9 protein-coding genes are annotated in these 12,031 nt (G+C 40.6%); 5 read left to right on the top strand and 4 right to left on the bottom strand.

Going from position 1 to position 12,031, the window contains the following annotated elements; translation table 11 throughout:
• Positions 1 to 4: 4 nt before the first annotated feature.
• The 3 genes from U735_RS0111290 to U735_RS0111280 form a co-directional block, all read right to left on the bottom strand.
• Positions 5 to 865 carry a phosphoenolpyruvate hydrolase family protein gene (locus tag U735_RS0111290; protein ID WP_031443918.1) on the bottom strand — a complete coding sequence of 287 codons (861 nt, stop codon included), beginning with the start codon at positions 863 to 865 and terminating at the stop codon, positions 5 to 7.
• Between the two features lie 53 nt (positions 866 to 918).
• Entirely contained in the window at positions 919 to 2,061 is a 1,143-nt protein-coding gene (locus U735_RS0111285) for a glycerate kinase (protein ID WP_031443917.1), read from the bottom strand.
• 109 nt (positions 2,062 to 2,170) lie between these two features.
• Positions 2,171 to 2,989: an alpha/beta hydrolase gene (locus U735_RS0111280; RefSeq protein WP_031443916.1), complete on the bottom strand. Its 819-nt coding sequence runs from the start codon at positions 2,987 to 2,989 to the stop codon at positions 2,171 to 2,173.
• 673 nt (positions 2,990 to 3,662) lie between these two features.
• Here U735_RS0111280 and U735_RS0111270 point away from each other — a divergent pair.
• From U735_RS0111270 to U735_RS0111250, 5 genes are read left to right on the top strand one after another with little or no spacing between them, the layout of a single operon-like run.
• Positions 3,663 to 4,628, top strand: a complete 966-nt coding sequence (locus U735_RS0111270) for a D-2-hydroxyacid dehydrogenase (RefSeq protein WP_031443915.1) — start codon at positions 3,663 to 3,665, stop codon at positions 4,626 to 4,628.
• A gap of 38 nt (positions 4,629 to 4,666) precedes the next feature.
• Complete coding sequence (locus U735_RS0111265; RefSeq protein WP_034248440.1) at positions 4,667 to 5,479, top strand: HpcH/HpaI aldolase family protein; 813 nt, start codon at positions 4,667 to 4,669, stop codon at positions 5,477 to 5,479.
• A gap of 54 nt (positions 5,480 to 5,533) precedes the next feature.
• Entirely contained in the window at positions 5,534 to 7,978 is a 2,445-nt protein-coding gene (locus U735_RS0111260) for an alpha-glucuronidase family glycosyl hydrolase (RefSeq protein WP_031443913.1), read from the top strand.
• 3 nt (positions 7,979 to 7,981) lie between these two features.
• A complete protein-coding gene (locus tag U735_RS0111255; protein ID WP_031443912.1) occupies positions 7,982 to 8,944 on the top strand; it encodes a metallophosphoesterase family protein in 963 nt (320 codons plus the stop codon).
• Positions 8,945 to 9,000: 56 nt separating this feature from the next.
• Positions 9,001 to 9,507, top strand: a complete 507-nt coding sequence (locus tag U735_RS0111250) for a MepB family protein (protein WP_198036648.1) — start codon at positions 9,001 to 9,003, stop codon at positions 9,505 to 9,507.
• A gap of 22 nt (positions 9,508 to 9,529) precedes the next feature.
• On the opposite strand, the gene U735_RS0111245 is transcribed toward U735_RS0111250, so the two are convergent.
• Positions 9,530 to 12,028 carry an ABC transporter permease gene (locus tag U735_RS0111245; RefSeq protein WP_051892331.1) on the bottom strand — a complete coding sequence of 833 codons (2,499 nt, stop codon included), beginning with the start codon at positions 12,026 to 12,028 and terminating at the stop codon, positions 9,530 to 9,532.
• Positions 12,029 to 12,031: the final 3 nt, after the last annotated feature.

The following is a 12,031-nucleotide window of genomic DNA, read 5'->3' as shown; positions in this document are numbered from 1 at the left end:
CAAACTATAGGGTCAATGCTTTGAATTCCTTGGTCAGGTTGGTCAATGACTGTTCTATGCCCATTCTTTCCAAGGAGGATGCCCCTACAAAGCCGTGCAGGCCCTTGCAGTGTTCCAGTACGTATTTTACATCGGCAGGGGTATTGATCGGTCCACCGTGGGCCAATAAAAAAGTGTCGGGATTTGCTTTCTTAACGGCATCGACTATTTTTTGGGTACGCTCCAGGGCATCGTCCATGGAGGCGGTGGCGCTGGTAACCCCGATAGAACCACCAACAGTTGTCCCTACATGGGCAATTATGGCATCGGCACCCACATCTGCCATTTGTACGGCCTCCTCCGGTTTGCCTACATATACGATAGAAAACAGGTCCATTTTGGTGGCCAGTTCTACCATATCCACTTCTTTTTGAAAACTCATTCCGGTTTCTTCAAGTACATTTCTAAAATGGCCATCGATGATGGAATGTGTCGGGAAATTATTGACCCCTGAGAAGCCCATATCCTTTACTTTTCCCAAAAAGTGCCACATTCTTCTTCTTGGGTCACTTCCGTGAACCCCACATATTACAGGAATTTCCTCCACTACGGGCAAAACCTCATATTCCCCTATTTCCATGGCTACCGCATTGGCATCCCCATAGGCCATCATCCCCGCAGTTGAACCGTGCCCGGACATTCTAAACCTGCCCGAGTTGTATATGATAATCAGATCCGCACCACCTTTTTCTATGAATTTAGCACTGATCCCGGTACCGGCACCGGCCGCAATAATGGCTTTTTTTTGATTTACTACTGCTTGTAACCTATCTCTAACTTCTTGTTTTGTGTAAGGGTTTCCTTTCCCCGTCCATGGATTTGGCATAATTGTTTTATTGTTTAGTTTATTTGATTTTTTTTTTGATCTTTTTTGCTCTTCTATAAATCCGTCTTACAACTCATAATGGCGGCCATTATATTTTTGGTGCAATCCTGAATTAACACGGGAGCCTGATCTATAGCCACCTTTAACTCCATAGGTTGATTAACTATGGAAAACACCGCACTGACACCTATGTTGTATATTTCATCAATTCCCTCCCCTATTTTTCCAGTAAGCACGATTACCGGAACTTCATGTTTTTTTGCCATGGCCGCAATTCCGGAAATAGTTTTACCATGTAGGGTTTGACCATCTATTTTTCCTTCGCCGGTAAATACCAGATCGGCTTGTTTTATAAATTCTTCTATTTTAATGGTCTGTAGAATTAATTCTATTCCATTTACCAGTTGGCCCTTCAAAAAAGCCAATAATCCAGCACCAGTACCGCCAGCTGCTCCTGCACCGGGAATCTGGGCGACATCTATACCAATGGTGGCCTTAATTTTAGTGGCATAATGGGCTAGATTACTGTCTAAGAACTCCAAATCTTCCATACTACCTCCTTTTTGGCCGCCATAAACCATGGAGGCTCCATTGGCACCGCTAAGGGGATTGGATACATCACATGCAACGATTAGCTCGCAATTTTGAATTCTATCATCAAAATTGGACAAATCTATGGTCGTCAAGCCGCCCAAGCTTCCACCTCCCTCGGGAATCTCTTCTCCCTGGTCATCCAAGAATTTAGCTCCCAATGCTCTTACCATTCCGACTCCCCCATCATTGGTGGCGCTTCCGCCTATGCCAATAATAATCTTATTGCAACCCTTATCCAATGCATCCTTGATCAATTGCCCCGTACCAAAGGTTGTAGTTATCAGAGGGTTCTTTTCGGGCTCCTTGAGCAATTCCAATCCGGAGGCCTTGGCCATCTCTATAACGGCTGTTTTCCCATCCTTTAAAATACCGTATTCAGCTTGGATTAGGCGCATAAGGGGATCCATAACGGAAACAGATATTCTACGGCCACCAACGCCATTTATAAGAGCTTCGAGTACGCCTTCCCCTCCATCCGATATGGGGATTTCGTAGATTTCCGCATTGGGCGCTATCTTTCGTATGCCTAATGCTATATTGCTGGCCACCTGCCGGGCTGATAAACATTCCTTAAAAGAATCGGGGGCTATTACAATTTTCATTATATGTTGATTGGCTCCGGGTTATTATTTTGACTCATAATAAAAGTGAATAATGTACAAAATATTGGCGCGTGAAAAATTAAATCAATTTACAAAATGTGAAGTCTTTCTAGTCCACATTAGATTTGGACTTTACAAAATCAACCAATAAAGGAAATGCCGGTTGGGTCATATTATGTCCGTAGCCGTCCATTTCGTATAAGGTTATGTCCTGATGTCCGGTAACTTTCATCATTCTATAGAAATAGGCATTCTCCTCATACCTTCCCAGCATCTCTTTTTCCCTGTCCCCAGTAATCAATAAGGTAGGCGGTGCATTCTTTCTTACATGGTACAAGGGCGCTAACTTATCAACAATAGGTTGTTCCCCCGGAATGCCCTGTTCCTTTCTTATCGTAAAATGGGTAATGGTATGGCCACTAAAAGGAATTAGTCCAGCGACCAGATCGGAATCCAAATTGTACTTTTGGAGCCAGCTTTTGTCCATAACGGACATTAGGGCCAAATAACCTCCTGCTGAATGTCCGGAGACAAATATTTGGTTGGGATCACCATTATATCGTTCAATATTCCTAAATACCCAAGCTATGGCTGCAGTAGCATCGGCTATACAGGTTTCGGCCTTTATATTTGGAGAAAGCCTATATCCTACTCCAATTACACAAAATCCTTTTTCCTTTAAAGCAGATGGAATTTCTTTTTGACCAGCCGTTAATCCTCCTCCATGAAACCATATAACCACAGGTACTTTCTGATCCCCTTCCGGATGATAGATATCCAAAAGATTTTTTTCTTTCATATAAGTAGTCTGTCCTACTGTTTGTGAATCATAGTAATAAACATTTTCTATGGTCTTATAACTAATGGCCTGACCATTGGCATAGAGGGGCAATACTGCCAAAAACATGTAAATGGCTAGCTTTTTCATGGTTTAATTCAAGTTTAGGTTGATTATATGGCTATGAATATTCCTCTAATATCTTAAAAAGAGATTAAAAAAATTATCCTTTTCCGCGTAAATGATATAAATAGTTGAAAAACTGATGCATTTGGACCAAGAAGGAATCATTTTGCAGGAAAGAAGTCTTGCAATTTTCTCTGCTATTGGAATAGCTGAAGTTGTAAAACTGGACAGCTTTCAAGGGCAATAGGGATTATAATGCGGGAAAGTCAATATTTAATCTGAATTCGATAATATATAGGCTAGTAAACCCTTGCGATATATTTTATATTTGTAGGAAACCTTAAGTGTTCTTTGGTAGGTTGGTGGGATTGATTAGGCTTAAAAAAAGCTAAACATATTGAAGAGTTGGCGCTGACAACTTTTCAATCACCCTCGGTCTTTGATTGTATTTTTTATTGGACAAGTGTTGGGCGTTGTGGTAAAAACGCTTCTGTCTTTCAAAATATAGATTATTTAATAAAATAATTAATTACCAGTTGTTTGGTGTAATTTACTTAAATGTATAGTTTATATAAAAGTTGGTTGTTTTACGGAAATAAAAATTAAATTCTGTAGTAATTTAAGGTCCAATTTATAAGGCATAGGACCATTTTTGTGAAGTAATATTCGCATGCAAATATTAATAAGAGCATAAAATATGAAAATTGTTATTCTAGACGGATACACCTTAAACCCAGGAGATCTTAGCTGGGAGAAACTTAAAAAATTTGGAGAACTTACCATCTATGATCGAACTGAATATGACAACGATAAAATTATAAATGCCATAGGGGATGCAGGGATAATTTTTACAAATAAGACACCTCTGCCCAAAGAGGTTTTGGATAAGGTACCTTCATTAAAATATATCGGGGTGTTGGCCACAGGCTACAATGTAGTGGATGTGGATGCCGCAAAAGACTTAGGCATAGTGGTAACCAATGTGCCCGGCTATGGAACCACTGCCGTGGCGCAAATGACTATGGCACTCCTTTTGGAAATGTGCCATCACGTCGGGGAACACAATCGTGCCGTTAAGGAGGGGGAATGGTCCAAAAGCAAGGATTTTTGTTTTTGGAACTATCCGCTTATAGAATTGGACGGCAAAACTATGGGCATTATTGGTTTCGGGAGAATAGGGCAAGCTACTGCCAAATTGGCCCAGGCATTTGGAATGAATATATTGACTTCCGGGAGTAGAAAGAAACCTGAACTGGAGAGCAGCACTTGTAAGCAGGTTGATTTGGAGGAACTACTGGCCAAATCGGATGTGATAAGTTTACATTGTCCACTTACTCCAGAAACCGAAGGTATTGTAAATGCTTCCAATATTTCCAAAATGAAGCACGGCGCCATGATTATAAATACCTCGCGTGGTCAATTGATCGTAGAGCAAGATTTGAAGGAAGCTTTGGACAATGGAAAATTAGCCGGTGCTGCACTGGATGTAGTATCCAAAGAACCTATTGATAAGGACAATCCATTATTAGACGCCAATAACTGTATCATAACGCCACATATTGCCTGGGCTTCAAAAGAGTCTAGGGACAGGTTGTTGAATACGGCCCTTGAAAATTTAGAAGCTTTTTTAAAGGGTAGTCCCATTAATGTGGTGAACAATTAATCTTATATCCCTATATAAGGAACACTAAATACTAACCAATGGCACTTGACCTCAAACAGAAACTAAACAGCGGCCAAAATATCTACGGGACCTGTATTTTATCCACCTCTCCCATTTGGTCCAAGGTAGTAAAGGGCACTGGCTTGGATTTTGTTTTTCTGGATACGGAACATGTACCCTTGGATAGAACGGAACTTACCTTTTTATGTCAGGTATATAGTGCTCATGGGATGTCTCCGATTGTTCGTCTACCAAGTCCCGACCCCTATGCGGCATGTATGGCCAAAGATGCGGGGGCTGTGGGGGTTCTTGCGCCTTATATTGAAAATATTGGTCAAGTACAGCAGATGGTGGGTGCCACTAAATATAGGCCCTTGAAGGGAGAACGACTTGAGAATATACTAACCGGAAAAGAGGAATTATCGCCAGTACTGAAATCTTATTTGGACAACTTCAATCAGGACAGCCTATGTTTGATAAATATAGAGAGTACCATAGCGGTACAGAGATTGGACGCGCTGCTTAGTGTTCCTGGCTTGGACGGCATCGTTATAGGCCCACATGATCTTTCCATAAATATGGGACTACCGGAACAATATGATCACCATGATTTTGAAAAGACTGTTAAAGAAATAATACACAAGGCAAGGGCAAAAGGGCTTGCTGCAGGAATACATTTTCCCGCCCATCCGGAGTATCAAATTAAATGGGTAAAGGAAGGAGCCAATATTGTCTTGCACAGTTCGGATATGCGCCTATTTAGTCAGAAACTTTCAGAGGATCTAAGTAATATTAAAAAGGCTGTAGGCGATAGCCACAATTTGTCCACTGGCAGCGATTTGGCAATTTAGGAATAAGGAAATGTATATTAAATAACTGATTATTAGATAATTAAATTAATTTATATGAACAGAATTTTTAAATCAATCTTATTCTTAATTCTGTTTATTTTGATTTATCCATCTTCCCTTTTCGGACAAATGATCGATTTGGGTCAGGCTAAAATAATCAGCTTGGAAAAAAAGGATCCATTAGTGTTAAATGCCATCACCGTTTTACAGGAGGAAATAAGTAAAAGGAGCAGTATTACCCTAACAAAAGGCAACAAATTTTCGAATAAAACCCAAAGTGCTGTGGTTATTGGACTCCAAACGGGCCTTGATAAATTTCCATTGGAATACAAGCAGCTATTGGCCACTATGCCAGACATAAAAGCGGAAGGTTATAAATTGGCCGTAGTTTCAGAAAAAAATGTAGTCCTCGTGGTGGGGTACGATTCCAGAGGGGTACTATATGGGATTGGAAAACTTTTAAGGAAATTGGAATTGTCCCAGGGCCAAATATTGTTACCATCTGATCTGAATATTGCTTCCAGTCCGACATATCCCATACGTGGTCACCAATTGGGTTACCGGCCAAAGACCAATTCCTATGACGCATTTTCTGTGGAGCAATTTGATGATTATATTCGGGATCTGGCAATTTTTGGAGCCAATAGTATTGAAATAATGCCTCCCCGTACCGATGATGATTTCACCAGTGTTCATATGAAGATTCCAGCTATCGAAATGATTGTGGAACAATCCAAAATATGTGATAAATATGGCATGGATGTTTGGATGTGGTATCCCAATTTGGGGTCGGACTATACAAGTCCCGACTCATTGAAGTTGGAAATTGAGGAGCGCCGTAAGGTATTCAAAGCCGTGCCCAGATTGGATGCACTATTTGTCCCAGGTGGAGATCCAGGGGATTTGGAGCCGGATGAATTGTTCAGCTGGTTGGAAAAGGAAGCCAAAGTGCTGCATGAATACCATCCTAACGCCAAAATATGGGTTTCCCCTCAGGTTTTTAGGCCCACAAATGCCTGGTTCGAAACTTTTTATGAACATGTAAACAAAGAGTACCCGTGGTTTGGTGGCATTGTATTTGGACCTTGGATAAAAACGCCGATTAAAGAAATTAGGGAACGCCTTAATCCAGGAATTCCGATACGAAGGTACCCGGATATAACCCATAGTCTTAGCAGCCAATATCCCATTCCACATTGGGATCTGGCCTATGCCATTACCTTGGGGAGGGAGTGTATAAATCCTAGGCCCAATGACCAGAAAATAATTCATAACGCCTTTGACCAATATGCCCAGGGAAGTATAAGTTATTCCGAAGGCACCAATGACGATGTTAATAAAATGATATGGAGCGATCAGGATTGGGATCCAAAAACACCCGTTATGGAAACCTTGCGGGATTATGCTCGCTATTTTATTGGCCCCAATTATAAAGAGACAGTTTCCCATGGATTAATGGCCTTGGAAAAAAACCTTCAAGGTCCATTACTTACCAACGATGGGGTAATTAGAACCTTGCAGCAGTGGCAGAATCTGGAAAAGAATGCGACAAAGGAAGTTTTAGGTAATTACCGTTTTCAAATGGGACTCATAAGAGCCTATTTCGACGCTTATCAATATAGACGATTGATTTATGAGACGGAATTGGAGCAGCAGGCAAGGGAAATATTGTCGACAGCCAAAGTTATAGGTACAATTGATGCTATAGAAAAAGCTATGAAAACCTTATATAAGGCCAAACAGCAACCAATTATGTCCGAATGGAAAAACAGATGTTATGCCTTGGCCAATGATCTGTTTGAAAGTATAGGTGCCCAATTAACCGTGGGAAAACACTTTGCGGCTGCTGGGCGAGGAAATTTTATAGATAATATTGATGTGCCTTTGAATGACGGTATGTGGCTGATAGACCAACTTTCCTTAATCGAAAAAAATGGAGATGAAGCTGATAAATTGAAGGCAATAGCCAATTTATTGGAGCGGAACAACCCGGGTCCCGGTGGATATTATGATAATTTTGGGACACCAGCAAGTTGGAACAGGGTAGTTTCCAATTATAGTTATGAAGAAGATCCAGGTGGATTAAAATCGCCAAGGGTCGGTTTTGGGGTAGGTCTAAGAGGTGAAGAATGGGTACATGAGATAACGGCTGTAGGCTTTGACGGCCATACAACGCCACTATCTTGGATGAACCAAGTTACGGCCTTATATGATGAACCTTTAAAAATGGTGTATCCTGATTTGGATCCCAAAGGCTCCTATTTAATTAGGGTGGGTTATACAGGGCGCTTTCGTTCAAAAATTAGATTAATGGCAGAGAACATTATGATACATGACTTCATTACTACAGGTGACCAACCTATCTACGAGTTTAAGGTTCCTAACAAAACCTTAGAGGACGGTATACTGGAACTGGAATGGAGCTGTGGTCAGGGAGAAAGGGGGTCCCAAGTTTCCGAGATATGGATTATAAACCAAGATGAATTAAATAAAAAGTAGGTCATGGAGGACAAAAAAAAAGATTTAGGCGGCAGAAGAAAGTTTTTGCTTCAATCGGGCTTGGCAGCTGTAGCCATACCATTTACCCAGATTTCCTGTCAAGGTTCAAGTGAAAAGGAAGCAACAGAAGAAAATGGAGATTCTTTCGAATTCGCATTTCTAACGGATATACACATAAAACCGGAAATGAATGCGCCCAAGGGGTTTCAGATGGCCATAGACAAGGTAAATAAATTGAATCCCGATTTTGTAATTACCGGAGGGGATCTCGTATATGACACCATGCGCGGGAATTTTGACCAAAGTGAATCCCTGTTTACTCTTTATAAAGATATGAGCAAGGGCTTTAATATGCCCGTTTATAACTGCATCGGCAATCACGATTTATTTGCCATCTATGAAGAAAGTCCCGAATCTGAAGATCATCCAGATTATAAATACGGTATGTGGGAAAGACATTTTGGGGACACTTACTATTCTTTTGATCATAAAGGGTGGCATTTTATAACTCTCAACTCCTTGGACGTAACCGAAAACAAAAGATATCAGGGTATCTTTCATGAAAAACAGTTGGAATGGTTAAAGGAAGATATTGCAAAGCTGGATAAAAGCACTCCAATTATCATTACCACCCATATTCCCATGATCTGCACCTATTCCCAATTAAACGGTAGCGAAGGTAGTAGAACAGTGAACAATGCTTCGGATGTATTTAAGATCCTTGAAGGGCATAATTTAAAGCTGGTTCTACAGGGACATATACATTGGAAGGAATACGGATTCATCAACGATCGATTTCATTTTTTAACGGGAGGCTCCATTGCAGGCAATGGTTGGAAAGGAAGAAGGCACAATACCAAGGAAGGCTTTGTAAAAATTAAAATAAGTGGAAATGATTTTTCTTGGGAATATGTGGATTATGGTTGGGAAGCCGAAAGACTTAAATTAGCCGAAAACAATATTTAGTATATTAAAATGCTTACTAATTTAGCTGCAATTTGAAGTGAATTATCAAAATGAATATGACATCAAATACCTATTTTACTACTATACTGGAAGAAGTCTATTCGCTCTGTGGCCTAAAGGTATCAAACCATGTACGGGAAAAGGAAAGTAAAGAATATGAAGCTTCTTCATTTCAATTGAATGCCTTATATGTTGTATCAAGAAAGGCTAAAATCACTCCAAAAAAAATTGGACAATTCGTAACCTTATGGAAAAGAAATACGGATGGTGAAACAACGCCATATGAAGAGTCCGATAAGGCAGATTTATTCGTGATAAATGTCCAAGAGGGACCACATTTAGGACAATTCGTATTTCCTAAAGCCACACTAATGGATAAAGGAATAGTTTCCCATAGGAAAAACGAAGGGAAACGAGGTTTTAGGGTTTATCCCCCTTGGTCCCTACCTACCAACAAAACAGCTCAATCTACTCAAAAATGGCAATTGGAATATTTTTTGGAGATTGGACATCACTCAAAAACGGACCTTGCCAAAGCAAAAGCCCTTTATCTACCTAACTAATAATAATTAAGGGGTAAAACGGCTATCTAGCTTCCTTACGCAATACTTCCAATGGTGGACTTTTTATAACACTTCTACTATTCGTTAACCCTATCAGTAAGACCAGTAAAGTAATTCCTGGGAACAGCACTAAAAATGGAAATAACGAAGGTGTAAAAGCCGATTCAAATACGAAGAAAGCTAGTAATTGACTACTTACCAAGGACAGCAAAATTCCGGATGAACCTCCCAAAACACCCAAATAAAGGTACTCCAAGGCCACTATTTTAAGAATTTGATTACTCTTGGCTCCAATAGTCCTTAGTAGCACACTTTCACGTATGCGCTGATATTTACTGGTCCTTACCGCACCCATTAGCACAATTATTCCCGTAAGTATGCTGAAAAATGCCATAAAATTAATAATCCATGAAATTTTGTCCAGCAAGCCCTCAATTACCACCAAGATCTGTCGTATATCCAGTATGGATACATTGGGAAATACCTTTACAAGTTCCTTTTGTAGCTTTGCCGATGCACTTTCATCAGGTACATTAGTTGTGAGCACTGTAAATTGTGGGGCCTCTTCCAAAATACCCAAGGGAAATACAACGGAAAAGTTTAACTGCATCCTGCCCCAATCCACGGTTCTAATGCTGGCTACCACAGTATTCATGATTACCCCCTGTACATTAAAGCTTAGCTTGTCCCCCACTTCCACCTTCGCATCCCTTGCAAAATTATCACTCACGGAAATAGGTATTTTCTCCATGGAAGTTACTTTGTTGACCCATTCCCCAAATTCCAATTTTTCCGAGGAAATAAGGCTATCCCTATAGGTTACCCTGAACTCATGGTTCAATATCCACTGATTAATTGTGGAAGTAGTATCCTTTCTAATTTCGTTCACAGACTTCCCCTCTATGCTATTTACCCTCATGGTAACAATTGGGATATCCGTCAATACGGGATGACCGTCGCGCCTTATGGTATTGGCAACCGCTTCCTTCTGTTCTGTCTGAATATCCAGAAGAATTATATTGGGACTATTGGCATCTGTTCCCATGGAAGATTTGGCCAGTAAGAAGTCTTTGGTAAAATATAGGGTACTGATCAAAAAGGTGCCTATGCCAATTGCCAAGACCAAGGTCAGGGTTTGGTTCTGCGGCCTAAAAAGGTTGGATAAACTGTGACGGGCTGTAAAGCCCCAAGAAGTTGGAAAGTATTTTTTTATAGCCTTCATGGCAAATGCGGACAAACCGGCCATTATGGCAAAGGTTACCACAATGCCTGCAACAAATGACAAGGAATATTTCCAATCCTTTAATAACCAATATGAAAAAAGAAATAAGAAGGTCAGAATAGCCAGGGAGACCAAAATAAGTCCCTTTCTAGACCTTGAACTATCCACTTCCTGTACTCTTAATGCTTGAAGTGGCGAAACGTACAAGGTGCCCATTAAAGGGTAAAGGGCGAAAAGAATGGACATAAAGAGACCCAATAGAAGTCCCATGGCTATTGCCTTCGGCGCCAAGGACAATTGCACATCCACGGGTAGTAGGTCTCCCAGAAGCAAAGGGAATATTTGCTGTAGAATTATACCGAATACGGTACCTATAGCTCCCCCAATCAATCCAAGCACTGCAATTTGTAGTAAATAAATTAAGAAAGTTTGTTTTTTGGTTGCTCCTAAGCATTTTAGAACCGCTACCGATCTCAATTTTTCCTTTATATAAATATTAATGGCGCTTGCAATGCCAATACAGCCCAGAAGGAGGGCAATAAAAGCGACCAGATTAAGAAATTTTCCAAAATTCCCATATCTGCGGCCCAAATTGGCACTCGTAGAGGTGTGGGTATCCAAATCGGCGCCCTCGGCATCCAATATGGGATCCAATTTTTTATCCAGGGCTTCCAGATCTGTATCTGGTTGAAAGAAATAATATTCGTAATCCAGCCTACTACCCTTCTGTATCAGTCCAGTTTCTTTGATAAATCTGTAGGGAATCACCACGGGAGGAGCTACAGAACTGAACAGGCCTGAGCTACCGGGTATCGATTTCAATGACCCGGAAATTGGAAAGGTAACTTCCCCTATTTTAATACTGTCCCCTGCTTGTAGGTTATATTGCAGCATAACCGTAGCATCTACCAAGGCTCCACCATTTTGTTGGTAGTTATCCGCTGCTGATATTGGTACTGTTTCTAGTATACCGTAAAAAGGAAATCCTCCTTCAATCCCACGAACTTGTACCAATTTGGAAGCTCCTGTTTTTATGAAAGCCGCCATGGAAGGAAAATTTATTTCTTTGGCATTGGCCCCCCCAAGGGAATCCAATATTTTTTCTACCCTTTCATTTGGTGGGTTTCTACTATCGATTATAAAATCGGCACCCATTAGGGATTTGGACTGTAAGGAAATATTTTTTTTAAGATTATCGCCAAAAGACTGGATAGAGACTACTGCGGCAATCCCCATAATAATCGAAGCCATAAAAAGAAAAAGTTTCCTTCTACTCGCCTTTCCATCTCGCCATGCCATTTT

Source organism: Arenibacter algicola (assembly GCF_000733925.1).
GTDB classification, from domain to species: domain Bacteria; phylum Bacteroidota; class Bacteroidia; order Flavobacteriales; family Flavobacteriaceae; genus Arenibacter; species Arenibacter algicola.
The sequence above is the reverse complement of the archived record's forward strand: the minus strand, read 5'-3'. Positions and strand labels throughout refer to the sequence as shown.

Bases quoted from the DNA above. Each gene is read 5' to 3' on its own strand.
- U735_RS0111290 (WP_031443918.1), bottom strand. From the start codon at position 865: ATGCCAAATCCATGGACGGGGAAAGGAAACCCTTACACAAAACAAGAA.
- U735_RS0111285 (WP_031443917.1), bottom strand. From the start codon at position 2,061: ATGAAAATTGTAATAGCCCCCGATTCTTTTAAGGAATGTTTATCAGCC.
- U735_RS0111280 (WP_031443916.1), bottom strand. From the start codon at position 2,989: ATGAAAAAGCTAGCCATTTACATGTTTTTGGCAGTATTGCCCCTCTAT.
- U735_RS0111270 (WP_031443915.1), top strand. From the start codon at position 3,663: ATGAAAATTGTTATTCTAGACGGATACACCTTAAACCCAGGAGATCTT.
- U735_RS0111265 (WP_034248440.1), top strand. From the start codon at position 4,667: ATGGCACTTGACCTCAAACAGAAACTAAACAGCGGCCAAAATATCTAC.
- U735_RS0111260 (WP_031443913.1), top strand. From the start codon at position 5,534: ATGAACAGAATTTTTAAATCAATCTTATTCTTAATTCTGTTTATTTTG.
- U735_RS0111255 (WP_031443912.1), top strand. From the start codon at position 7,982: ATGGAGGACAAAAAAAAAGATTTAGGCGGCAGAAGAAAGTTTTTGCTT.
- U735_RS0111250 (WP_198036648.1), top strand. From the start codon at position 9,001: ATGACATCAAATACCTATTTTACTACTATACTGGAAGAAGTCTATTCG.
- U735_RS0111245 (WP_051892331.1), bottom strand. From the start codon at position 12,028: ATGGCATGGCGAGATGGAAAGGCGAGTAGAAGGAAACTTTTTCTTTTT.